Source organism: Bradyrhizobium shewense, assembly GCF_900094605.1.
Taxonomy (GTDB): domain Bacteria; phylum Pseudomonadota; class Alphaproteobacteria; order Rhizobiales; family Xanthobacteraceae; genus Bradyrhizobium; species Bradyrhizobium shewense.
On sequence record NZ_FMAI01000024.1, the window covers coordinates 47,773 to 70,311 of the forward strand.

Annotated in this window: 21 protein-coding genes; 13 read left to right on the top strand and 8 right to left on the bottom strand. The window is 65.3% G+C overall.

The window, feature by feature from the left end:
- Positions 1-5: 5 nt before the first annotated feature.
- Together GA0061098_RS33310 and ccoS are read left to right on the top strand one after the other, a co-directional pair.
- Positions 6-2,198 (top strand): cation-translocating P-type ATPase, encoded by a 2,193-nt coding sequence (locus GA0061098_RS33310; protein ID WP_091965667.1) that lies wholly within the window; start codon positions 6-8, stop codon positions 2,196-2,198.
- Positions 2,198-2,365, top strand: coding sequence for a cbb3-type cytochrome oxidase assembly protein CcoS (ccoS, locus tag GA0061098_RS33315; protein ID WP_008550618.1), 168 nt, complete (start codon positions 2,198-2,200; stop codon positions 2,363-2,365). The genes GA0061098_RS33310 and ccoS overlap by 1 nt, the downstream gene beginning before the upstream one ends.
- Here ccoS and GA0061098_RS33320 read toward each other — a convergent pair.
- Both GA0061098_RS33320 and GA0061098_RS33325 read right to left on the bottom strand, forming a co-directional pair.
- The gene (locus GA0061098_RS33320) at positions 2,362-3,564 is read right to left on the bottom strand and encodes an MFS transporter (RefSeq protein ID WP_091965668.1); all 1,203 of its coding nucleotides are present in this window, start codon (positions 3,562-3,564) and stop codon (positions 2,362-2,364) included. The two genes, ccoS and GA0061098_RS33320, sit on opposite strands and share 4 nt — an antisense overlap.
- A 90-nt stretch (positions 3,565-3,654) precedes the next feature.
- Complete coding sequence (locus tag GA0061098_RS33325) at positions 3,655-4,137, bottom strand: cupin domain-containing protein (RefSeq protein WP_091965669.1); 483 nt, start codon at positions 4,135-4,137, stop codon at positions 3,655-3,657.
- Positions 4,138-4,491: 354 nt separating this feature from the next.
- Between GA0061098_RS33325 and GA0061098_RS33335 the strand changes: the two genes are divergently transcribed.
- On the top strand, positions 4,492-5,208 hold the full coding sequence (locus tag GA0061098_RS33335) for a peroxiredoxin-like family protein (protein ID WP_091965671.1): 717 nt from the start codon (positions 4,492-4,494) through the stop codon (positions 5,206-5,208).
- A gap of 17 nt (positions 5,209-5,225) precedes the next feature.
- Here GA0061098_RS33335 and GA0061098_RS33340 read toward each other — a convergent pair whose 3' ends face one another.
- Positions 5,226-6,107: a LysR family transcriptional regulator gene (locus tag GA0061098_RS33340; protein ID WP_165637757.1), complete on the bottom strand. Its 882-nt coding sequence runs from the start codon at positions 6,105-6,107 to the stop codon at positions 5,226-5,228.
- Between the two features lie 201 nt (positions 6,108-6,308).
- On the opposite strand from GA0061098_RS33340, the gene GA0061098_RS33345 reads away from it, so the two are divergent.
- Positions 6,309-7,436 (top strand): DUF3734 domain-containing protein, encoded by a 1,128-nt coding sequence (locus GA0061098_RS33345; protein WP_091965710.1) that lies wholly within the window; start codon positions 6,309-6,311, stop codon positions 7,434-7,436.
- Between the two features lie 91 nt (positions 7,437-7,527).
- Entirely contained in the window at positions 7,528-8,478 is a 951-nt protein-coding gene (locus GA0061098_RS33350; RefSeq protein ID WP_165637758.1) for an oxygenase MpaB family protein, read from the top strand.
- A gap of 288 nt (positions 8,479-8,766) precedes the next feature.
- Here GA0061098_RS33350 and glgA read toward each other — a convergent pair whose 3' ends face one another.
- Complete coding sequence (gene glgA / locus GA0061098_RS33355; RefSeq protein WP_091965673.1) at positions 8,767-10,182, bottom strand: glycogen synthase GlgA; 1,416 nt, start codon at positions 10,180-10,182, stop codon at positions 8,767-8,769.
- Between the two features lie 193 nt (positions 10,183-10,375).
- On the opposite strand from glgA, the gene GA0061098_RS33360 reads away from it, so the two are divergent.
- From GA0061098_RS33360 to GA0061098_RS33395, 8 genes are all read left to right on the top strand, one after another.
- The gene (locus GA0061098_RS33360; protein ID WP_091965674.1) at positions 10,376-11,572 is read left to right on the top strand and encodes a CaiB/BaiF CoA transferase family protein; all 1,197 of its coding nucleotides are present in this window, start codon (positions 10,376-10,378) and stop codon (positions 11,570-11,572) included.
- Between the two features lie 131 nt (positions 11,573-11,703).
- Positions 11,704-13,248, top strand: a complete 1,545-nt coding sequence (locus GA0061098_RS33365; protein ID WP_091965675.1) for an ABC transporter substrate-binding protein — start codon at positions 11,704-11,706, stop codon at positions 13,246-13,248.
- A gap of 7 nt (positions 13,249-13,255) precedes the next feature.
- Positions 13,256-14,206, top strand: coding sequence for an ABC transporter permease (locus GA0061098_RS33370; protein ID WP_091965676.1), 951 nt, complete (start codon positions 13,256-13,258; stop codon positions 14,204-14,206).
- Complete coding sequence (locus GA0061098_RS33375) at positions 14,193-15,065, top strand: ABC transporter permease (RefSeq protein ID WP_091965677.1); 873 nt, start codon at positions 14,193-14,195, stop codon at positions 15,063-15,065. The genes GA0061098_RS33370 and GA0061098_RS33375 overlap by 14 nt, the downstream gene beginning before the upstream one ends.
- Positions 15,062-16,054, top strand: coding sequence for an ABC transporter ATP-binding protein (locus tag GA0061098_RS33380; protein WP_091965678.1), 993 nt, complete (start codon positions 15,062-15,064; stop codon positions 16,052-16,054). Before GA0061098_RS33375 ends, GA0061098_RS33380 begins: the two co-directional genes overlap by 4 nt.
- On the top strand, positions 16,051-17,022 hold the full coding sequence (locus GA0061098_RS33385; RefSeq protein WP_091965679.1) for an ABC transporter ATP-binding protein: 972 nt from the start codon (positions 16,051-16,053) through the stop codon (positions 17,020-17,022). The genes GA0061098_RS33380 and GA0061098_RS33385 overlap by 4 nt, the downstream gene beginning before the upstream one ends.
- Positions 17,023-17,098: 76 nt before the next feature.
- Complete coding sequence (locus GA0061098_RS33390) at positions 17,099-18,166, top strand: alcohol dehydrogenase (protein ID WP_028143068.1); 1,068 nt, start codon at positions 17,099-17,101, stop codon at positions 18,164-18,166.
- Positions 18,167-18,301: 135 nt separating this feature from the next.
- Positions 18,302-19,381 carry an isocitrate/isopropylmalate dehydrogenase family protein gene (locus GA0061098_RS33395; protein ID WP_038946999.1) on the top strand — a complete coding sequence of 360 codons (1,080 nt, stop codon included), beginning with the start codon at positions 18,302-18,304 and terminating at the stop codon, positions 19,379-19,381.
- 65 nt (positions 19,382-19,446) lie between these two features.
- Here GA0061098_RS33395 and GA0061098_RS33400 read toward each other — a convergent pair whose 3' ends face one another.
- From GA0061098_RS33400 to GA0061098_RS33415, 4 genes are all read right to left on the bottom strand, one after another.
- Positions 19,447-19,734, bottom strand: a complete 288-nt coding sequence (locus GA0061098_RS33400; protein WP_028143066.1) for a hypothetical protein — start codon at positions 19,732-19,734, stop codon at positions 19,447-19,449.
- 103 nt (positions 19,735-19,837) lie between these two features.
- Positions 19,838-20,659 carry an enoyl-CoA hydratase gene (locus GA0061098_RS33405; protein WP_091965712.1) on the bottom strand — a complete coding sequence of 274 codons (822 nt, stop codon included), beginning with the start codon at positions 20,657-20,659 and terminating at the stop codon, positions 19,838-19,840.
- Positions 20,660-20,931: 272 nt separating this feature from the next.
- The gene (locus GA0061098_RS33410; RefSeq protein WP_020608151.1) at positions 20,932-21,303 is read right to left on the bottom strand and encodes a helix-turn-helix domain-containing protein; all 372 of its coding nucleotides are present in this window, start codon (positions 21,301-21,303) and stop codon (positions 20,932-20,934) included.
- Between the two features lie 29 nt (positions 21,304-21,332).
- Positions 21,333-22,382, bottom strand: a complete 1,050-nt coding sequence (locus GA0061098_RS33415; RefSeq protein ID WP_091965680.1) for a LysR family transcriptional regulator — start codon at positions 22,380-22,382, stop codon at positions 21,333-21,335.
- Positions 22,383-22,539: the final 157 nt, after the last annotated feature.

The window sequence follows — 22,539 nt, forward strand, 5'->3', positions numbered from 1 at the left end:
TCGACATGCACGTCACGCGGGATTTCTCGCACTACGTCCGGGCAGCGGGCGAGGGCGTCCAGCACATCGATCTCGCGGTCGAAGGTGTTCACTGCGCCGGCTGCATGGCCAAGATCGAACGCGGCCTGTCCGCCATTCCCGACGTCACGCTGGCGCGCGTCAACCTCACCGACCGCCGCGTCGCGCTGGAATGGAAGGCGGGCACGCTCGACCCCGGCCGCTTCATCGATCGCCTCGAGGAGCTCGGCTACAAGGCCTATCCGTTCGAGACCGAGAGCGCGGAAGTGGCAGAGGTCGCCGAATCGCGCTTCCTGCTGCGCTGCCTCGGTGTCGCAGCGTTCGCCACCATGAACGTGATGATGCTGTCGATCCCGGTGTGGTCGGGCAACGTCTCTGACATGCTGCCCGAGCAGCGCGACTTCTTCCACTGGCTGTCGGCGCTGATCGCGTTGCCGGCGGCGGCCTATGCCGGCCAGCCGTTCTTCCGCTCGGCCTGGCGCGCGCTGTCGGCGAAGACGACCAACATGGACGTTCCGATCTCGATCGGCGTGATCCTCGCGCTCGGCATGTCGGTGGTCGAGACCATCCACCACGCCGAGCACGCCTATTTCGACGCGGCGATCATGCTGCTGACCTTCCTGCTCGTCGGCCGCTTCCTCGACCAGAACATGCGGCGGCGGACCCGCGCGGTCGCCGGCAATCTCGCAGCGCTGAAGGCGGAGACGGCCGCGAAGTTCGTCGGGCCCGATGAGATTTCACAAGTGCCGGTGGCCGCGATCCATCCCGGCGACATCGTGCTGCTCAGGCCCGGCGAGCGCTGTGCGGTCGACGGCACCGTGATCGAGGGCCGTTCGGAGATCGACCAGAGCCTGATCACCGGCGAGACGCTCTATGTCACGGCCGAGCAGGGCACGCCGGTTTATGCGGGCTCGATGAACATCTCCGGCACGCTGCGGGTGCGGGTTTCGGCGGCGTCCGAGGCGACGCTACTCGCCGAGATCACGCGGCTGCTCGACAACGCGCTGCAGGCGCGCTCGCGCTACATGCGGCTCGCGGACCGCGCCTCGCGGCTGTATGCGCCGGTGGTGCACGCGACCGCGTTCATCACCATCCTCGGTTGGGTCATGGCCGGCGCCTCTTGGCATGATGCGATCGTGACGGGCGTCGCCGTGCTGATCATCACCTGTCCCTGCGCGCTGGGGCTTGCCATTCCGACCGTGCAGACCATCGCCTCCGGCGCGATGTTCAAGTCCGGGGTGTTGCTGAATTCCGGCGACGCGATCGAGCGGCTGGCCGAGGCGGACCGCGTCATCTTCGACAAGACCGGCACGCTGACGCTGCCCGATCTCGAAGTGATGAATGCCGCCGATATCCCCGCCGAGATCTTCGAGCTCGCCGGCCGGCTCGCGCTGTCGAGCCATCACCCGGTCGCCGCCGCCGTGGCGCAGGCCGCGAGCGCGAGATCGCCGGTCGTCGGCGCGGTCGAAGAGTCAGGGCAGGGCGTGCGTGCCGTGGTCGACGGCATCGAGCTTCGTCTTGGCCGTCCGTCCTTCTGCGGTGCCGAGGCGCTGGTTGCGGACGCCACCCGTCTCGACCCCGAGGCCTCGATCGTGGCGTTCGGCAAGGGCAGCGAGAAGTTCATCCTCTCGGTCCGCCAGGGCCTGCGTCCGGATGCGCAGGCTGTGATCGCGGCGTTGAAGGCCCGCAACATCGGCATCGAGATTCTCTCCGGCGATCGGGAGCCGGCAGTGAAGGCGGCAGCTCATGCGCTTGCAATCCCCGAGTGGCGCGCCGGCGTCACGCCGGCCGACAAGATCGCACGGATCGAGGAATTGAAGCAGCGCGGCGCCAAGGTGCTGATGGTCGGCGATGGCATGAACGACGCGCCTTCGCTCGCGGCAGCCCATGTCTCGATGTCCCCGATCTCGGCCGCGCATCTGAGCCAGGCCACCGCCGATCTCGTCTTTCTCGGCCGGCCGCTGGCCCCGGTGGTCGCCGCCATCGACGCCTCGCGCAAGGCGCTGCATTTGATGCGGCAGAACCTCTGGCTTGCGATCGGCTACAATGTGCTCGCCGTGCCGGTTGCGATCAGCGGTGTCGTGACGCCCCTGATCGCGGCTGCGGCCATGAGCGGATCCTCGATCCTGGTCATGCTGAATTCGCTGCGGGCGCGCAGCACCTCGCGGGAGATCGCGTGATGGAAATCCTGGTCATCCTGGTCCCGCTGGCGCTGATGCTCGGAGGCGCCGGTCTCGTCGCCTTTCTCTGGTCGCTCCGGAGCGGCCAGTACGACGATCTCGACGGCGCCGCCTGGCGCGCCATCGCCGACGACGAGCCGCCGCAGGAGGCGCCGGCCAAGCGCTAGCGCTTCAAGTTCAGCGCGAGCAGGCCAGCGGCCGCAAGGGCTATGCCCACGCCGGTCACGCAAGCGTGCCAGCCGAAGGCATCGAACAGTCGGCCGAGCACGGCTGTGCCGACGAGCCCCCCGCAGAAATAGCACGCAAGATAGGTGCCGCTGGCGACGCCACGGTTCTCAGTCGCGGTCTGCCCGACGAAGCCCGTGGCTACCGCCTGTGCAAAGAAGGTCCCGACCGCGACCAGCACCAATCCGGTGAGCACTTCAGGCAGCCGCGCAGTCAGCATCAGCGGCAGCCCGATGCCGGCAACGGCGAGCGAGCCCCAGATCGTCGGGCGTGCTCCGATGCGTGAGGCAACCCGCCCCGCCAGCAAGGTCGTGACGACCGAGGGCAGGAACACCAGATAGACGAGGCCAAGATCCATCATGCCGAGCGACAGCGGCGGTCGGACCAGAACGAAATTGACGAAGGTGAAGGTGCCGATGAAGGCGAACAGGATGCAGAAGCCGATGCCGTAGGCCGCGCGCAATCGCGGATTGCGCCAGTGCGCGATGATGGCGGCCAGCGGCGAAGCAGCCGGCATCATCGCATGCATCGTCTGCACGCGTCGAATCGTGAAATAGACCAGCACCGCGCCGGCCAGATTGAGCACTGCGAACAGATAGAAATTCCAGGCAAGGCCCAGGCCGTCGGCGACGGCGGCCGAGATCAGCCGGCCGACGAGATTGCTGGCGACATTGCCGGTGACGTAAGCCGCGAAGGCGCCGCCGGCGTCCATCGCGCTGCATTGCTCGCCGAGATAGGCGAGGGTGAGCGCGAAGGCGGATGCCATGCACAGGCCCTGCGCGACCCGCAAGGCCGTGAAGACGGCGAGATTTGGCGCGATCGCCAGCAGGCTTGTCGGGATCGCGAGCAGCATCAGGCTGACCAGGATGCCGGTGCGGCGGTCGATGTGCGGGCTGAAAAAGCCGACGACGAGGCTAGCTGTGGCCATGCCGAATGTGCTGGCGTTGACGGCAAAGCTCATCGCCGCCGGCGTGACGCCGTAATGGCGCGTCAGCGAGGGCAGGATCGCTTGCGTTGCAAAGAGATCGACAACGGTCAGGAACGCGGTCAGGCCGATGACGAGCGAGCGCAGCCCGAGACCCGGCGAGTGCGCTTCCATCGTCATCGCGACCGGTTTGATCGGCGCGGAAAGGTCGGTCATGGCGATTGTCCTGTGGGGATGCGGGGCCCGGAGTGGGGAGTTCCGGGCGCCACATCTCGTAACGAGTGCGCTGGGGCTGGAATGTGCTCGTTACATGTGGTGGTCGTTGGAATCCCTGCGGACGTCGCCGACATAGAGAATGACGGTATCCTTGCCGAGGTTCTTCCACCAATGCGAGGTGCCGTAGACCTCGGGGCGGATGTCGCCGGCCTTGTGCACGATCGGATCGACGCAGTTGGAGGCGTATTCGACGATTTCGCCCTGCTGCACGAAAATGAGAGCGGGACGGTCATCATGGCTGTGCCAGGGCACGATGCCGCCGGGCTCGATGGTCAGCTTGCGGAAACGCAGCTCGCGCCCCTCGATATGCGCCGGCTGCTTGCCAAGGTCGATCGCGCCCAGCGTGACGTCGGTAACGCCGACGGGTTTGTAGTCGACCATCTGCTGGGCGTTCGGCTTGATCTTGCCGGCCGGACATTCCCCGGCAACGACCGGCTGCGCCGAGAGTGTCAGCGCGCTGACCATGGCAAGGCTCGGCCAGATCAGACGCGATAAAGCGTAGCTCTTGAACATGGGGAGGTCTCCTGTGTTGGCCGCAACCCCGCTGGTCGCCGGCGATGACAGAAGCTTCATCGAGATCGCGTCGATCCTGAAATGCCGGCTTGCTCTCGATGCGATAGCGGCGCGCTATGTTGATGCGCGGCGGCTATCGATCCGATTGGCCAATGGCATTTCCGCTTTCGCGGCATTCGGCGTCCGATGGCAAGGCGCCCGATGATGGGCGTTCACGTCAATCCACAGGAGCGCCTTATGCCGAATTTGTCCAAGACCCTACGTGACTGAACGGGCCCTGGCATCGCGGCCGCCCCTTGCGGACGGCCGGACCGGGAAACTAATATTCGCCGAAGGGAATGCCGGAGCAGAAAGATGACAGCTCTCTCGCCAGCCGACGCCGAGCAGCTCAGGCTTGCCTTCCAGCGCTGCCGCGATATGGACGGCACGCTGAACGAACAGCTCCGCGCCTATGCCGATGCCAGCCGTGCGGTGTTTCCGGCCTATGGCGAGGCCGTCGATCGCCTGGTGGCGAGATTGGACGGGAATGGTGGTGGCGAGGCCGCGCCACGCCCGGGCGATGCGATGCCGCCGTTCATGCTGCCGGACGACGCCGGGCGTCTCGTCACGCTGCCTTCGCTGCTGGAGCGCGGTCCGCTCGCCGTGATGTTCTTCCGCGGCCATTGGTGTCCCTATTGCCGGCTCAATGTCCGTGCCGTGGTCCAGGCGCTCGATCGCATCGAGGCCATGGGTGCGCAGATCATTGCGGTCATGCCGGAGGCGCAGGAATTTACCCGCCAGCTCAAGGCTGAATCCGGCGCGCCGTTTCCGATCCTGACCGATCTCGACAACGGCTATGCGCTGTCGCTCAATCTCGCGATCTGGCTCGGCGCCGAGATCCAGGACCTGTTGTCCTATCAGGACATGGCGAAATTCCACGGCAATGACGGCTGGATGCTGCCGATCCCGGCCGTGTTCGTGGTCGGCCGCGACGGCATCGTGAAGGCCCGCTTCGTCGATCCCGATTTCCGCAAGCGCATGGAGATCGATGATCTGCTCGCGGCCCTGCAGAGCGCGGGCAGGGAGAACTGAGCGCTCGCGACGCGGGCTTATCCTGCAATTTCCCGCCAGTCGGCGCCGCGCAGCATGCGCATCACGGCGTTGGCCACCGCCGTGCGTTGCCGGCCGGCGACCCCGTAAAGGCTGACGGTGCGGCGGGCGTCCAGGCCGGCGACGGCGGCACGCGTCAGTGTCTGCGGCAGGGGCGAGCTGTGCGGCATCATGGCGACGCCGATGTCGGCCTCGACCAGCTCGATCAGGTCGCGCTCGCTCGAAATCTCGTGGCCATGCTCGATGCCGTGCTCGCGCAGGCTCGCGGAGATGCGGCGCGAATGCTCGCAGAACGTCCGGCTCAACAGTTGCTCCGAGCGCAGATCGTCCAGTTCGATGCTGCTGCGGCCGGCCAGCCGATGTCTGTCGCCAACGACGAGCTCGAAGCTCTCGGTGAACAGCGGCCAGACGTCGAGCCGTTCCCAGGCCTCATCGATCTCGGCGGCGATGCCGAGCTCGGCTTCACCTTTCTTCAAGAACTCGCCGACCTCGCGGCTCGTCCCGCGCAGGAAGCGGAATTCGAGCTGGTTGAATTGCCGTCTGATCTCGTTGAGATGCGGAATGAGCAGCGCTAGGTCGATCGAATGCGTCAAGGCAACGCGCAGGGCGCCGACCTCTCCGCTTTTGAATGAGGAGGCGAGCGAGCGCGCGCCGGCGGCAGCGTCAAAACACTGCTTCAGGAGCGGATGCATGCGCTGGCCGAGCTCGGTCAGTTGCGCGGCCGGCCGTTCTCGGCGGAAGAGGTCGCCGCCAAGCTCGGCCTCGAGCTGCTTGATTGCGCGTGTCAGCGAGGGCTGCGTCACGTTGCACTCCTCGGCTGCGCGCGTGAAATTGAGCAGCTGCGCCACCGCGAGGAAATAGCGGACCTGGTGCATTTCCATGGATCGGCTCCCAGCGAAATCGACCTCAAATCTAGCCGATCGAACCCAGAAATGACATCCCACGCGCGATAGCACGGACGTATGGACTTGGAAGCCAACTGGCATTTCAAAAGGTCCCGGGATCTCTTAAAACGATCGCGGGTAACAATGCCGCCGCGTCCGACGAAATTTCGGCCGGTGCAGGCTCACCAGGAGCGAACCATGAAGGGCAAAGGTGCGGATATCCCAGGTCAGGTCGTGCTGGTGCTTCAGGGCGGCGGTGCGCTTGGCTCCTATCAGGCGGGCGTCTACCAGGCGCTGCACGAGGCCGGAATAGAGCCGGACTGGGTCATCGGCACCTCGATCGGCGCCATCAATGCGAGCCTGATTGCCGGCAACGTGCCGGAGCAACGGCTTGCGCGCCTGAAGGAATTCTGGAAGCGGATGGAGCAGACCCCGGTCTGGACCCTGGGCGGCGCCTTTCCCGACTTCAACGACAGGCTCGCTTACTGGTCGACCGTCACCGGCGGCATTCGCGGCTTCTTCCAGCCCAATCCCCTGGCGCATGCGGGCGATGCCTATCCGCTCGGTGCCGACAACGCGGGCTATTATTCGACCGCTCCGCTGGAGAAGACGCTGAGCGAGCTGGTCGATTTCGATCTCGCCAATCGCTGTGCGCCGCGCCTGACGGTCGGTGCGGCTCATGTCGGCACCAGTGAAATGCGCTATTTCGACAGCCGCAACAGTGAACTGACGGTGAAGCATGTGATGGCGTCGGGCGCGCTGCCGCCGGCTTTCCCGGCGGTGCGCATCGACGGCGAGCTCTATTGGGACGGCGGCATCCTGTCGAACACGCCGACGGAAGCGGTGTTCGACGACAATCCGCGCAGGGATTCGCTGATCTTCTCCGTGCATTTGTGGAATCCCGTCGGGGCCGAGCCGAACACGATCGCGGAGGTGCTGAACCGGCACAAGGACGTGCAATATTCCAGCCGCATTTCGAGCCAGATTGCGCGCCAGCAGCAGGCCCATCGCCTGCGCCATGTCATCAACCAGCTCGCGGCACGGCTTCCGGAGAGCGAGCGCAGCGATCCTGCGGTGAGAGAGTTGATGAGCTATGGCTGTCCGACCCGCATGCATGTGGTACGGCTGCTGGCGCCGCAGCTCGAGCGCGAGACCCATACCAAGGATATCGACTTCAGTCCGTCGGGGATCACACGGCGCTGGCACGCTGGTTACGCTCACACGCGATCGGTCCTGGCACGCAAGCCCTGGATCGGCGAATTCGATCCGCTTGCCGGCGTGGTGCTGCACGAGCACACGGACGAGATGCCGATTGCGGCGGAGTGAGGGCTTTGCGCGTTATTGTCTTGCGCAGTGATGATTTCCCGACAGCGCGGTCTGGGCTATTGTTGCCCCGTCTTCGTCGCGAGGCTAGCAATTGGTCGCTGAGAAAGATCTCGAGGCAACGCTCGATCTGGTCCGCGCCAATGCGGCGGGACCGGTGGCGGGCGTGTTCGGTCCTGATACGCTGACCTGGCGGATCGACCGGGAGGCGGTCATCTTTCTCGGTGCGGGACGCGCGTTGTTGCTGCAACTGGCGCATCCCTGGGTCGCCGCCGCCATCGCCGAGCATTCGAAAACCCTTGCCGATCCGATCGGCCGCTTCCATCGCACCTTCGACATCGTCTTTGCCATGGTGTTTGGCTCGCTCGACCGTGCCTTGCTCTCCTCCCGGCAGCTGCATCGGCGGCACAGCATGATCGTCGGAGAGATGCCCGAGACGGTCGGTCCCTTTGCGGCAGGCTCGCGCTACAGCGCCAACGATATCCCCTCGCTGCGCTGGGTCCATGCGACGCTGGTCGAGACGGCGCTGATGGCGCACGAGCTGGTTCTGCGGCCATTCTCGGTGGAGGAGCGCGAACGCTACTGGACCGAGAGTCGGACGTTCGGTGCATTGTTCGGATTGACGGCGGATGATCTGCCCGCGGACTGGTCGGGCTTTACGGCCTACACCGCGACGATGGAGCAGTCGGACACGCTGACCGTGAGCCCGGCGGCGCGCGAGATCGCGGCGCAGATTTTTAGCGGTGCGCGACCGTGGTTGCGGCCGCCACGATGGTATCGCGCGCTGACGGCGAGCCTGCTGCCGGAACGCTTGCGCGCCGGCTTCGGGTTTGAGCTCGGCGAGCGGGAGCTCAGATCGGCCGACAACGCGCTACGTTGGATCCGGCGCATCTATCCGACATTGCCGGACCGGCTGCGCTATGTCGGCCCTTACCAGGAAGCGCAGGCGCGCTTGCGGGGCGAGCCGCAGCCCGACTGGATGACGCGCTGTCTCAACAGGGCGTGGATCGGGCGGCCACAGATGGACGTGCGCGGGAGAGGGTGAGAGCGAAACTCTCGTGTCCCGGACGCGCTGCGGCGCGTAGCGCTGCTGCGCAGAGCCGGGACCCAGAGGCTGCTGACTCCGCTGCAACATGGGCCCCGGACGCAGCGCACCACGTCGCAAGCGCGACGCGCTGCGCTGCGTCCGGGGCACGAGAGGAGAGTGAGGCGCACACTTTTTCCGCACCGTCATTGCGAGGAGTGCTTGCGACGAAGCAATCCAGACTGTCGCTGCGGAAGGATTCTGGATTGCTTCGCTGCGCTCGCAATGACGGAGCACGCCGTCGCGGCGTCACACCGATGCCAGCTTCCGGTAGAGCGCGCTGTAGGTCCCCGCCGAGATGCTCCAGGAGAACGAGCGTCCCATAGCGCTGCGGCGCATGGTGTCGAGCTGGTCTTGCGCCATGAAGGCGCAGAAGGCCCGGCGGACACCGCCAAGGAAGGACTCGCGCGAGGGCCTCGAGAACAGGAAGCCGGTCTCGCCGTCGGTGATGGTTTCGGCAAGGCCGCCGGTCTGGTGCCCGATCGGCAGCGAGCCGAAGCGCTGGGCGTACATCTGGCTGAGCCCGCACGGCTCGAAGCGCGACGGCATCAGGGTGAAATCGCTGCCGGCGAAGATGCGGCGCGCCTGGGCTTCGTTGAAGCCGATCACCACGCCGATGGCGTCGGGGCGGCGGCGATGCGCGTCGATCAAGGCCTGCTCCAGCGCCGGCTCGCCGGAGCCGGTGACCACGATCTGTCCGCCAGCATCGACGATCTCGTCGGCCGCCGACAGCACGAGGTCGATGCCCTTCTGGTGCACGAGACGCGCGACGATGCCGAACATCGGGCCGCGCGACACCGCTAAGCCGAACTGCTTGCGGACGTAATCCGCATTGGCCCTCTTGCCGATCCAGTCGCCGGCGCCGAACTGCTGGGCGAGCTGGGCGCAGGAGCGCGGGTCCCAGCTCTCGTCGATGCCGTTGAGAATGCCGGTGAGCTCGGACGCGTCCGAACGCAGGCGGAGCAGGCCCTCCAGGCCGCAGCCGAATTCGGTCGTGGTGATCTCGCGCGCATAGGTGCCGCTGACGGTGGTGAGGTGCGAGGCGTAGACGAGGCCGGCCTTGAGGAAGGACAGTTGGTCGTAGAATTCGATGCCGTCGATGTGGAAAGAGCTTTCCGGTGCGCCGATCCGCCGCAGCGAGTCCTTCGGGAAGAGACCCTGATAGGCGAGGTTGTGAATGGTCAGGATCGACGGCAGCTTGGAGCCGCGCCAGGCGAGATAGGCCGGCACGAGCGAGGCCTGCCAGTCATTGGCATGGATCAGGTCAGCTGCCCAATTCTTGTCCAGCTTGCCCATAGCCAGCTCAGCGGCGGCAGAGGCAAAGCGCGCGAAGCGGATGTCGTTGTCCGGCCAGTCGCGCCCGGACTCGTCGCCATAGGGGTTGCCGGGCCGGTCGTAGAGTTGCGAGCAGAGCAGCACGTAGACCGGCAGCCCGTCCTTGGTCGCGGCCCGTCCGAGCGAGCAGGCCGGCATCTCCGCGAAGGCCGGGCAGCGGCCAACGATCTGAATATGCGTGAGTTGCTCGATGATGTCGCGATAGCCGGGCAGCATGATCCGGATATCGGTAAAGGAGCGAAGGGCGCGGGGCAGCGCAGCGGACACGGCTCCAAGGCCGCCGACGCGGACGAAGTCGTCCATCTCAGTGGTGACGAACAAGACCCTCAAGAACAGCTGCCCTCTGTCGATCCCGTTCGATGCTATGCAAGAACGGGTCCAGTTGTCCCGGAATTCTTAAAGCCCGCCCACGCGGCGCGCAGGTTCGGTAAACACTTTCCTACTCAGCCGCCGCCCTCTAGGGTCGCCGCATCAACAACAGAGAACTTCGAGAGTTCCTGAGAGCCCAAGGACGTGAGCAGGCATGCAGCTAGCAGATAAGCATGAGGGGACGACGACAAAAGCCTTCGCCGGGCTCAGGGTCCTGGATTTTTCGACCACCATTGCCGGTCCTCACTGCGCGCGGATGCTTGCCGACATGGGCGCTGAGGTCATCAAGATCGAGACCGATGGCGGGGAGACGATGCGGACCCGGCCGCCGCTGCGCAAGGGATGCAGCACCGCGTTCGGCCAGCTCAATGTCGGCAAGAAGAGCGTCGTGCTCGACCTCAAGTCCGAGGACGGCAAGGAAGCGGTGCGCCGGCTGGCCGCGACCGCCGACATCCTGGTCGAGAACTTTCGCCCCGGCGTGATGCACCGGCTGCGGCTCGACTACGATAGGCTGCACATCGTCAACCCGAGGCTGATCTACTGCTCGATCTCAGGTTACGGCCAGACCGGCCCCTCGGCCGAGCTGCCGGCCTATGCTCCGGTGATCCATGCTGCCTCCGGCTACGACATGGCGCATCTGGCCTACCAGCCCGGTCGTCATCGCCCCGACTATTGCGGCATCTATCACGCCGACGTGGTCACCGGCACCTATGGCTTCGGCGCGATCGCGTCCGCGCTCTATCAGCGGACCGTGACCGGCCTTGGCCAGCACATCGACGTGTCCATGCTGGAATCGATGCTGTCACTGACGCTGACCGAATTGCAGGGCGCGCAATTCGCCGTGAAGCCGCCTCCGCGCCCGATGTTCGGCCCGACCGAGACGGCAAGCGGCTATGTCATGATCACGGTCGCCAGCGAGAAAACGTTCCAGGGATTGATGGGCGTGATCGGCCACCCCGAATGGATCTCCGATCCGCGCTTTGCGACCTACGCCGCGCGCCGCGACAATTGGGCGGAGGTGATGGACGGCGTCGAAGCCTGGTCGCGGCAACTCACGACCGACGCCTGTCTTGTCGCGCTTGGCGCGGCCGGCGTGCCGGCCTCGGCCTATCGCACCGTGTCCGAGGCGCTGGCCGATCCGCAGCTTGCGCACCGGCAGGCGCTCTCCGAGGTGCGGGACGAGGGCGGCTCCTTTCAGGTGCTGAACCTGCCGTTCCGGATGTCCGGCGCCGACACCACGCCGGCCAAGACGATGGCCGTGCTCGGTGAGCATACGCATGCGCTGCGCGAGGAGATCAGCCTCGCCGATGATGCATCAATTCCGACAGGCAAAACTGCCGCGACAGGCTGAGCATCATTACGCCGCACGTGCGGCGTGTGATCTGTTGTGCGTTCCTCTTGCCGTGGCGAGCTTTTGTCGCCAATCTCGTCCTCAGTCATTCGACGATCCGAAACATCGGACGAGGGATCCCGGGAGGAACCATGACGAACACTGCTGCCGCGGCGCGCAAGCACGCGCCGATTTTCCTTGTTGCGGCATTTGCCCTCCTTCCGCTGGCCGGGCCGGTGCAGGCGCAGAAGCCGGGTGGCAGCATCACCGTCGGCCAGGAGCTGGAGATCACGGGCTTCGATCCGCTCAAGGTCGGGGTCTACGACACCTCGACCTTCACCGCCGCCGCTGCGATCTTCGATACGCTGACCACGCTCGACGACAAGGGCGAAGCCGCGCCAAAACTCGCGGTGTCCTGGACGCATTCCGACGATTACATGAGCTGGACCTTCAAGCTGCGCCAGGGCGTGACATTCCACGACGGCACGCCGTTCAATGCGCAGGCGTTCAAGGAGAATTTCGACCGGCAGAAGGATCCGGCCAACAAGTGCCGCTGCGCCTTCTACATCACCAACGTCAAGGAGGTGCTGGCACCCGACGAACACACCATCGTCTACAATCTTGCCGCCCCTTCCGTGAATCTGCCGGCGGTGATCACGATCCAGAGCCAGAACAATGCCGTGCATTCGCCGACGGCCTGGAAGACCAAGGGAGACGACTATAATCGCAATCCCGTCGGCACCGGTCCCTACATCCTGAAATCATGGACCGCCGGCGACCGCATGGTGCTGGAGAAGAACCCAAACTATTGGGACAAGGGTCGTCCCTACCTGGATCGTGTCATCTTGAAGCCGCTGCCCGACGCGCAGTCGCGCTTCGCCTCGCTGCAATCGGGCGAGGCCGATATCATCTGGGACGACGAGAACGACGCCGACAACATCATGAAGGCGCAGAAGGACCCCAAGCTGACCGTGCACAGCTACAAGGGCTCGGGTGCTGCGGTGTATGCCTTCAATACCAAGGTGGCGCCGTTTGACGACGTTCGCGTGCGGCAGGCGCTGGTGATGGCGGTCGACCGACCCAAGATGTCCCAGGCGATCAGCAACGGCCTGAGCCGGCCCGCGACCAATCCCTATGGCGACGGCTCCTGGGTCAAATGCAAGGACGACGGCGCGCTGCCGTTCGACGTCGAGAAGGCCAAGGCGCTGATCAAGGATTATGGCAAGCCGGTCGAGTTCAAGATGCTGGTGACCGCAACCCCGCGCGGCCGCATGATCGGCCAGGTGCTCCAGCAATTCTGGAAGCGCGCCGGCGCCAACATGGAGATCGAGCAGGTCGATCAGGCCACGATCCCGCCGCGCGCCTTCATGCGGCAGTTTCAGCTCGTGCCCTGGCGCATCGTCGACCTCGCTGATCCCGATCCGCAGATGTACGCGAATTTCCGCAGCGGCAGCCCGCTGGCGCTCGCCAACTTCACCGATCCGGAGCTCGACCGGCTGCTCGACCATTCCCGCGTCACCGCCGATCTCGGCCAGCGCACCGAGGACTATTGCGCGATCAGCCGTCTGATCAACAAGGAGGCGATCTGGTTCTGGACCTTCCAGAATACCTATTACGCGCTGTCGAGCGCCAAGCTGAAGGGCTTTCCGAAAATCTACAACGGCGTGATCGACGTCTCGAATACCTGGCTGGAATGAACGAGCGATGCTGAACTTCGTCGTTCGGCGGCTTCTTGCCATCCTGCCGGTTCTGCTCGCCGTCTCGCTGCTGACTTTCCTGATCGCCTCGCTGCTGCCGGGCGATCTCGCCTACGTCATCCTCGGCGATCAGGCGACGCCGGAGAATGTCGCGGCGCTGCGCCGTGACATGGGGCTCGACCAGCCGCTGTGGTGGCGCTATCTGAGCTGGCTCGGCCACGTCTTGCAGGGCGATCTCGGTCGCTCGTTCCGCACCGGCCAGACGGTGTTGCAGGCGGTCGCCGAGCGCATTCCGGTCTCGCTCGAATTGATGCTGATGGCCGAGTTCATCGGGTTGCTGATCGGCGTTCCCGTCGCGATCGCCTGCGCCGCGCGCGCAGGCGGCGCCTTCGACCGCTTCATGACCGGCAGTGCGTTTGCCATGCTGTCGATGCCGTCGTTCCTCGTGGCAATACTGCTGATCTACCTGTTTGCGGTCGAGCTGCACTGGCTGCCTGCGACCGGCTATGTGCCGTTTACCGAGGCGCCGCTGGCGAATCTGCGCTTCTTCGTGCTGCCGGCTCTGACGCTGGCGCTGGCGGAATGGCCTGGAATCATGCGGGTGCTGCGCTCCGACATGATCGCGACCTTGCAGGAGGATTATATCGCGCTTGCCAAGGCCAAGGGTCTCAAGCCCGCGCGCATCCTGTTCGTGCATGCGCTCAAGCCCTCGTCGCTGACCCTGGTGACGGTCACAGGCATCAATATCGGCCGTCTGCTCGGCGGCACGCTGATCGTGGAATCGATCTTCGCGCTGCCCGGCATCGGCCGGCTCCTGGTCGGGGCGATCTACACCCGCGACCTCGTCATCCTCCAGGGCGTGGTGCTGCTGGTCGCCTGCGGCTTCGTCATCGTGAACTTCATCGTCGACATGCTCTACGCCGTGCTCGACCCCAGGATCCGCCATGGCCACGCTTGAGCTCTCGATGCAGGACGAGGCGGCGCCCGTGCCGGTCGGCCGCAAGCGCAGGCTCGGCCTGCTGTTCTGGCTCGCCAGCGCCTGGCTCGCGATCATCCTTGCGCTCGCGATCCTTGCGCCGGTGCTGCCGCTGCAGAACCCTGTAGACATGGACATGCTGGAGCGCCGCGCCGCGTTCTCCGGCGAGCACTGGCTCGGCACCGACGGGCTCGGCCGCGACGAGCTCGCCCGCCTGATTTTTGGCGCGCGCGTGTCGCTGACCGTCGGGCTGATCGCGCCGATGATCGGCCTTACGCTCGGCGGCGCGCTCGGCCTGCTCGCCGGCTATTTCCGCGGCCGGTTCGAGACGCTGGTGGTCGGCAGCATGGACGTGCTGCTCGCCTTTCCGCCGCTGATCTTCGCGCTCGCCGTGACCGCTTATCTCGGCCAGTCCGTCCCCAACCTTACCTTGATCCTCGGCGTGCTCGGCATTCCCGCCTTCATGCGTGTGGCGCGGGCCGCGACGCTGACGCTGGCGCGGCGGGAATTCGTGATCGCGGCCGAGGCGTTAGGTGCCAGCCATGCGCGCATCCTGCTGCGCGAGCTGTTGCCGAACGTGATCCTGCCGCTGCTGGCCTTCTTCCTGCTCGGCGTCGCCGTCACCATCGTGGTCGAGGGCGCGCTGTCCTTCCTCGGTCTCGGCGTGCCGCCGCCGATGGCGAGCTGGGGCAGCATGATCGGCGAGGGGCGCGACAGCCTCGACGTCGCGCCGCGGCTGGCGTTCCTGCCGGCGGCCGGATTGTTCCTCACCGTGCTGGCCTTCAATCTGGTCGGCGATACCTTGCGGGCGCTGACCGACCCGCGTCAGGGGGCGCTGTGAGCGCTCCGCTCTTGACCATCGAGGACGTCGCGGTCGAGCTGCCGACGCCGCGCGGCAATTTGCGCGCCGTGGATCACGTCGACCTGTCGCTGGAGGCGGGCCGCACGCTGGGCATCGTCGGCGAATCCGGTTGCGGCAAGACCATGCTCTCGCGCGCGGTGCTTCAGCTCTTGCCGAAGAAGGCCAAGCTCACGGGCCGCGTGATGTTTGACGGCCAGGATCTGGTGCGGCTTCCCTCGGAAAGCCTGCGGCGCCTGCGTGGGCGCGACCTTGCAGTGGTGTTCCAGGATCCCATGACCTCGCTCAACCCGGTGCTGACCATCGGCACGCAGCTGATGGAGACGATCCAGGAGCACCTCGAGCTCGATGCCCCCGCAGCACGGAAGCGCAGCATCGAGCTGTTGGCCGCGGTCGGCATTCCGGCGCCCGAGCAGCGGCTCGCGCAATATCCGCATCAATGTTCCGGCGGCATGCGCCAGCGTATCGCAATCGCGATCGCGTTGTCCTGCGAACCGAAGCTGCTGATCGCGGACGAGCCGACCACCGCGCTCGACGTCACCATCCAGGCACAGATCCTCGATCTGCTCGCGCGCGAGCAGCGCCGCCGCCACATGGCGATGATCATCATCACCCACGATCTCGGTGTGGTCGCGGGCCGCGCCGACGAGGTCGCTGTGATGTATGCGGGCAGGGTGGTGGAGCGCGCCCCGACCCAGGCGCTGTTCAAGCGCATGCACATGCCCTACAGCGAAGCGCTGCTGGCGGCGATCCCGAAGCTGGAGACCGCGCCCCATACGCCGCTGCCCGCGATCTCGGGCCGTCCGCCCGATCCGACACGACCGCTAAAGGGCTGCTCCTTCGCGCCGCGCTGCCGCTATGCCGCTAGCCGTTGTCATGAGGCCAAGCCCGACCTGAAGAGCGCCGAGATGCCCGATCATCTCTATGCCTGCTTCTACCCGATCCAGATGGCGGAAGGAATCGGCGCATGATGCAGCTTGCCGCGCGCGTCGAGCCGCTGCTGAACGTCGACAATCTCGTCGTCGAATATGGTCTCGGCAACAAGACGGTGCATGCGGTGTCCGGTGTCAGCCTTGCGGTCGCGCGCGGTGAGACGCTAGGGCTGGTCGGAGAATCCGGCTGCGGCAAGTCGACGCTGGGACGCGCGGTGCTGCAATTGCGCCGCGCCAAATCCGGCCGGGTGCTGTTCGACGGTGAGGACCTCACCGCGATGGAGGGCGAGGCGCTGCGCAAGATGCGGCGCCGCGTGCAACTGATTTTCCAGGATCCGATCGCCTCGCTCAATCCGCGCCGTCGCATCGGCGACATCGTGGCCGAGCCGCTGATCATCGCCGGCGTCAAGGATGCCGCCGAGCGCAAGCGTAGGGTTCACGAGGTACTCAGCGCGGTCGGGCTCGATCCTGATCTCGTCGTGGGCCGCCTGCCGCACGAATTCTCCGGCGGGCAGTGCCAGCGCATCTGTATCGCGCGGTCGCTGGTGCTCAGCCCCGAGTTCATCGTCTGCGACGAGCCGGTCTCGGCGCTGGACGTCTCCATCCGCGCGCAGATCCTCAATCTGCTGGAGGAGATGAAAGCGCGCTTCGGCCTGACGCTGCTGTTCATCGCGCATGATCTCGCAGTGGTCAAAGCGGTCAGCGACCGCGTCGCGGTGATGTATCTCGGCCGGCTCTGCGAGGTCGGTCCGTCGGAGCAATTGTTCGCAAATCCTGCGCATCCCTACACCGGGCTCTTGTTGCAGGCGATCCCGGTGCCCGATCCGGATGTGCGTCCCGCCGAGAGTGTGGCGGCGGGTGAGCCACCATCGCCGATTGCGCCGCCGTCCGGCTGCCGCTTCCGCACCCGCTGCCCGCGAGCCGATCAGCGATGCAGCGCGGAGATACCGGAGTTGCGCGAAATCGGGCCGGGCCAGTTCGCGGCTTGCCATCATCCGCTGACCTGAACTAAGACCGGTTTGTCTCGCCTCGCCGGCCATGGCATGGTGGCGCGACAACGAGAAGCATGCCGGGAGAACGCCGATGAAGAGTTTCAAGGTCGCCGATTTTAAGGCGCCGCTGCAGGAGTTCGACGAGGCGACGCCGCAGCCCTCGGGCACGCAGGTGCTGATCAAGGTGAAGGCCGCCGGCGTCTGCCACAGCGACCTCCACATCTGGGAGGGCGGCTACGATCTCGGCCATGGCCGCAAGCCGCTGTCGCTGAAGGACCGCGGCATCAATCTGCCGCTGACCATGGGTCACGAGACGGTCGGCGAAATCCTGGCCTTCGGCCCTGACGTGAAACCGACAGACCAGGGCGACCTGAAGCTCGGCGATGTCGGGCTGGTCTATCCCTGGATCGGCTGCGGCAAGTGCGCGACGTGCCTCGCCGGTGACGAGAACATGTGCCTGACGCCGCGCTCGCTCGGCGTCTATTGCGACGGCGGCTATTCCGATCACATGCTGGTGCCGCATCCGCGCTATCTGCTCAATCTCAGGGGACTCGATCCCGCAACGACCGCGCCCTATGCCTGCTCGGGCGTCACCACCTACAGCGCGCTGAAAAAGGTTGAGCAGCATTTCGACACGCCGATCGTGATGTTCGGCGCCGGCGGGCTCGGCCTGATGGCGCTGTCGCTCTTGAAAGCCATGGGCGGCAAGGGCGCGATCATGGTCGATATCGATGCCAGGAAGCGCGAGGCGGCGGAGAAGGCCGGCGCGCTCGCCACCGTCGACCCGAAGGCGCCGGATGCGCTGGAGCAACTCGCCAAGAAAGCGGGCGGGCCGATCCGTGCCGTGATCGACCTCGTCGGCAATGCCGCGACGACGCAGCTTGGATTCGACTGCCTGACCAAGGGCGGCAAACTCGTGATCGTCGGCCTGTTCGGCGGCGGCGCAACCTGGGCGCTGCCGCTGATTCCGATCAAGGCGGTGACGATCCAGGGCAGCTATGTCGGAAACTTGCGCGAGACGCAGGAATTGCTCGACCTCGTCCGCACCAAGAAGGTGCCCCCGATCCCGGTGACGACCGCACCGCTCGCAAAGGCCAACGACGCGCTGGTGCAATTGCAGCAGGGCGCGGTGGTCGGGCGCACGGTGTTGACGCCGTAGCGAACACTCTCTCCGCCGTCATTGCGAGCGCAGCGAAGCAATCCAGAAATCCCTCCGCGGACACAGTCTGGATTGCTTCGTCGCAAGAGCTCCTCGCAATGACGACTTGGCTAGCTCCTGTCCTTGAGGCCCTAAATGTCCGCAAACAACGCCTTCCACATTGCCGTGCTCGCCGGTGACGGCATCGGTCCCGAAGTCATGGCGCCGGCCGTCGAGGTGCTGCGCAAGATCGAGCAGAAATCGGATTTGCGCTTCCGCTTCACCGAGGCACCTGCCGGCGCCAACAATTATCTCGCCACCGGCAAGTCGATGCCTGACTCGACCATCAAGCTGTGCGAGGAGGCGGACGCAATCCTGCTCGGCGCCTGCGGCCTACCGTCGGTGCGCTACCCCGACAATACCGAGATCGCGCCGCAGATCGAGCTGCGTTTCATCTTCGATCTCTATGCCGGCGTGCGACCGGCGCGCCTCATTCCGGGCGTGCCGAGCCCGATCGTCGGCGCTGATGCGCGCGGCATCGATCTCGTCGTGATCCGGGAATCGACCGAAGGCCTGTTCGCCTCGATGGGCAAGGGCGTCGTCACCCATGAGGACGCGCGCGAGACCATGGTGATCACGCGCAGGACATCAGAGCGCCTGTTCGACTTCTCGTTCCGCCTCGCCGAGCGGCGCAAGGCGCGCGGCAAGCCCGGCGCGCTTGCCTGCGTCGACAAGGCGAACGTGTTCAAGGCGTTCGCGTTCTTTCGCGGCATTTTCGACGAGATCGCCAAGAAGCATCCCGACGTGAAGACCGATCGGCTCTATGTCGATGCCTGCTCGGCCATGCTGGTGAAGCGTCCCTGGGATTTCGACGTGATGGTGATGGAGAACATGTTCGGCGACATCGTCTCCGACATCACTGCGAGCCTGATCGGCGGCCTCGGCATGGCGCCGTCGGCGGACATCGGCGACAAATATGCCGTGTTCCAGCCCTGCCACGGCACCGCGCCCGACATCATGGGGCAGGGCAAGGCCAATCCCACCGGCATGATCCTGTCGGCGGCGATGATGCTGGACTGGCTCGCCGACAAGCACGGCGTCGAGAGCGCGGCGGAGGCCGGCGAGACGATCGAGCGTGCGGTGGATCAGGTCTATGCGGGCGGCATCAAGCCGATGGAGTTCGGCGGCAGCAACGGCACCGCGGATATCACGAAAGCGGTGCTCGCGGCGCTCTGAGAAGCAGTCGAGCCGCGGCCCCAGTTCATCTCAAAGAAAAAGGGGCCTCGCGGCCCCTTTGTCGATCACCAGCGGCGCCAATGGTGGTGGCGATGGCCCCAGCCCCACGGGCGCGGGCCGTAGAAGCGTCGCGGGCCGCCGTAATAGCCGTAGGCGCCGTAATAGTTCGGACGCCAGAAGCAGCGGCCCCAGGGGTTACACACCCAGCGCACCTGATCGACGTCAGCGGCCGGACCGCTTGCAATCTTGTCCGCCTGCGGGATGCCATTCGGCATGGCTGCGAGCGCCTCGCCCGACGCGAGCGCCACACCGCCGATGGCAGCCAGAGCAAGAACAGCAGATTTCAGTGTCATCGCGATCTCCCTCGTTGTGGCGGGAGAACTTTCGTCAGATCAACTGGTTGCTACCGCGCGGAGCTGCACGAGGAATTTAATCTTCGTGAACGTCGGTTCAGCTTCAACGCCCCTGGAACTGCGGTTTGTGCTTTTCCATGAAGGCTTGCCGGCCCTCGAGAAAATCCCGGGAATCCATGCAGGCATTGCCGATCGCCTTGATCGCGTCCATGTCGCGCTGACTCTCATCCTTCAGCACCTGCGCGATGGTGATCTTGGCGGCCTTGATCGCGAGCGGGGCGTTCTGCGAGATCGTCTCGGCAATCGTCATGGTCTCGCCCCAGAGCTCGTCGACCGGGAACACGCGCTCGATAAGGCCAATGCGCAGCGCTTCGGCGGAATCGATGCGCATGCCCGTGTACATCAGAAGCCGAGCCCAGGACGGGCCGACCAGCGACACCAGGTGCCGCAGGCCGTCGAAGCCATAGGCGATGCCGAGCTTGGCCGCGGGAATGCCGAACTGGCTGCCGTGCGCGGCGATGCGGATATCGGCGAGCATCGCGACCTGCATGCCGCCGCCGAGGCAAAAGCCCTCGATGCAGGCAATCGTCGGCTTGGGATAGTCTGCGAGCAGTGCGCGCTGGGCGGCACTGCGCCTGGCATATTCCTCGGACGCTGCCGCGTTATGGCGGGTCTTCTCGAACTGGCTGATGTCGGCGCCGGAGACGAAGGCCTTGCCGCCGGCTCCGCGCAGGACCACGACGCGCACCGTCTCGTCGTCGCGCAGGCTCGTCAAGGCCTCGCCAAATCCCTCCCACATCTCCAGCGACATCGCGTTGCGCTTGTCGGGATTGTTGAAGGTGATCACGCCGACGCCCTCGGTGGTGTGCTGGAGAATCTTGCCGTCCGCGTAGGGTGTACCGGTCGTGCGGAATATGTCGGACATCGCTTGCTCGCTCGTCATGTGCGAGGTGCAATGTGCTGCGCTGGCGCTTCCGGGGTCAACCGCGGCAGGGTGGGCGAGTCTGCATCCGCCTGTACCGGGATTGCATGGCGCGTCGTCCCGAGTGTCGCGCGCGCAAAGAAAAGGGGCGGTCGTGCCGCCCCATAAAGGCCGCGCGCAAGCGCGCGAGCCGCAATATGATCGTTCAATCCGGCCGCGTCCCCGCGACGCGGCGGATTGAAGATCGGCCGCAAAGGCCAGACCGTCGACCGGTCTCAGCTCTCGTTCGCCGCGATCGATTCCATCAGCGAGACCAGCTGACGCTGCACGGTCTGGTCCTTGATCTTGCTGTAGGCGCGCAGCAGGCGGAGGCTGAAGGCCGAATCGAGGAACAGCAGGCTCTCGACTTCGCGCGCCTTGTTGTCGCCGTCGTAGAAGAAGGTCACGGGCACGTCGAGGGCGGAAGCGATCTGCTGCAGACGAGCCGCGCCGACGCGATTGACGCCCTTCTCGTATTTCTGGACCTGCTGGAAGCTGACGCCGAGCTTCTCGCCGAGCTCGGCCTGCGAGATCTTCATCTCGACGCGCCGCAGACGAATCCGCTTGCCAAGCTCGATGTCCGGCTTGCCAGCACTGCGCTGCTTCATTCTTTTCGCCGCTGCTTTCATCTTCGTTTTCACCTTTGTTCTTCGGTTGAAAATCCCCCGAAGAGCTGGGTCAGGGGTTCGCCCATATACGAGTCCTTGAATTCATGCGGATGCACGAACTCTTCCTTAAACCACGGGAAGCGAGCCGGACTGAAAGCTTCGATCAGCCAATCAATCATGTGCCGCACGCGCGGAATACGGCCGCTACCGGGATGGTAGGACAACCAGATATCCAGCGGTCGGTTCAACTCGACCTCCAGTGGAATCAACTTCCCGCCAAGCGCAATGGCGTAGCTCGGGAAGACGCCGATGCCGGCGCCATTCGCGACCGCCCAGTAGTTGGCGCTTGAGACGTTGGTCTTCATGACCAGAAGGTCACGTTCCGATACGCCCGGGAAGAAGCTCTCGAAGGATTCCTTGGCGGCAAGCTGGTCGGCGAATTGCAGCACCAGGCGATGCTTGATCAATTCCGCCGCCGAGCGCGGCGCGCCATGCTTCTCGATGTATTTCTCGGAGGCCCAGAACATCAGGTGCATGCGACCTAACCGCACCAGTTTGATGTCGAGCGCCGAGGGACGCGACAAATGGATGGCGACGTCGGCTTCGTGGCGCGAGACGTCGGCCGAGCGCATCGCGCAATGCAGGTCGACCAGGATCTTCGGATAGGCGTGCTGGAATTCAACCAGGCGCGGGGCGAGCCAGAACGTGCCGAGCCCCTCGGTGACGGCGACTCGCACCTCGCCGGACAGGGCGTTGGCCATCGAATCGCTGGCGCGCAGCACGTCGAAGGTGGCGGCCTCCATGCGCTCGACGGCGGAGACCACCAGCGCGCCCTCATCGGTGAGATGGGTGCCATGGACGTCACGGGTGAACAGTGTGGTGCCGGTCTGGCGTTCGAAGTCGTCGATTCGCCGGCGCACGGCGTTGATCGACAGCGACAGGCGCTCGGCCGCCGATCGGAAACTTCCGCATCGGACGACTTCAAGGAAAATGCGGGCCGCATCCCAATCCGAGAGGCCGCTGAGATTTGTCTTTGGGCGTTCCGCCACAGGAACGCCCCTTTCCGCCAAGGAGTGCATACAAGTCCCTTCGGTTAGCTAAACTGGCAGAATCTGGCGCAAACCACAACCACTGCGGGTTGGGGGATGATAAGTTTTGAACGTCATCCTTACTACCGGTGGGTGGTATCTGAGTGCTTCCAAGGGTTGGGAATCGGGCAGGCCATTGCCCGGATGA

What these genes read in the sequence shown, in the direction of transcription:
- GA0061098_RS33345 (WP_091965710.1), top strand. Translation starts at nt 6,309, where the DNA reads ATGAAGGGCAAAGGTGCGGATATCCCAGGTCAGGTCGTGCTGGTGCTT.
- GA0061098_RS33340 (WP_165637757.1), bottom strand. Translation starts at nt 6,107, where the DNA reads ATGGAAATGCACCAGGTCCGCTATTTCCTCGCGGTGGCGCAGCTGCTC.
- GA0061098_RS33365 (WP_091965675.1), top strand. Translation starts at nt 11,704, where the DNA reads ATGACGAACACTGCTGCCGCGGCGCGCAAGCACGCGCCGATTTTCCTT.
- GA0061098_RS33400 (WP_028143066.1), bottom strand. Translation starts at nt 19,734, where the DNA reads ATGACACTGAAATCTGCTGTTCTTGCTCTGGCTGCCATCGGCGGTGTG.
- GA0061098_RS33405 (WP_091965712.1), bottom strand. Translation starts at nt 20,659, where the DNA reads ATGTCCGACATATTCCGCACGACCGGTACACCCTACGCGGACGGCAAG.
- GA0061098_RS33320 (WP_091965668.1), bottom strand. Translation starts at nt 3,564, where the DNA reads ATGACCGACCTTTCCGCGCCGATCAAACCGGTCGCGATGACGATGGAA.
- GA0061098_RS33375 (WP_091965677.1), top strand. Translation starts at nt 14,193, where the DNA reads ATGGCCACGCTTGAGCTCTCGATGCAGGACGAGGCGGCGCCCGTGCCG.
- GA0061098_RS33325 (WP_091965669.1), bottom strand. Translation starts at nt 4,137, where the DNA reads ATGTTCAAGAGCTACGCTTTATCGCGTCTGATCTGGCCGAGCCTTGCC.
- ccoS (WP_008550618.1), top strand. Translation starts at nt 2,198, where the DNA reads ATGGAAATCCTGGTCATCCTGGTCCCGCTGGCGCTGATGCTCGGAGGC.
- GA0061098_RS33360 (WP_091965674.1), top strand. Translation starts at nt 10,376, where the DNA reads ATGCAGCTAGCAGATAAGCATGAGGGGACGACGACAAAAGCCTTCGCC.
- GA0061098_RS33395 (WP_038946999.1), top strand. Translation starts at nt 18,302, where the DNA reads ATGTCCGCAAACAACGCCTTCCACATTGCCGTGCTCGCCGGTGACGGC.
- GA0061098_RS33390 (WP_028143068.1), top strand. Translation starts at nt 17,099, where the DNA reads ATGAAGAGTTTCAAGGTCGCCGATTTTAAGGCGCCGCTGCAGGAGTTC.
- GA0061098_RS33415 (WP_091965680.1), bottom strand. Translation starts at nt 22,382, where the DNA reads ATGCACTCCTTGGCGGAAAGGGGCGTTCCTGTGGCGGAACGCCCAAAG.
- GA0061098_RS33370 (WP_091965676.1), top strand. Translation starts at nt 13,256, where the DNA reads ATGCTGAACTTCGTCGTTCGGCGGCTTCTTGCCATCCTGCCGGTTCTG.
- GA0061098_RS33410 (WP_020608151.1), bottom strand. Translation starts at nt 21,303, where the DNA reads ATGAAGCAGCGCAGTGCTGGCAAGCCGGACATCGAGCTTGGCAAGCGG.
- GA0061098_RS33335 (WP_091965671.1), top strand. Translation starts at nt 4,492, where the DNA reads ATGACAGCTCTCTCGCCAGCCGACGCCGAGCAGCTCAGGCTTGCCTTC.
- GA0061098_RS33310 (WP_091965667.1), top strand. Translation starts at nt 6, where the DNA reads ATGCACGTCACGCGGGATTTCTCGCACTACGTCCGGGCAGCGGGCGAG.
- GA0061098_RS33385 (WP_091965679.1), top strand. Translation starts at nt 16,051, where the DNA reads ATGATGCAGCTTGCCGCGCGCGTCGAGCCGCTGCTGAACGTCGACAAT.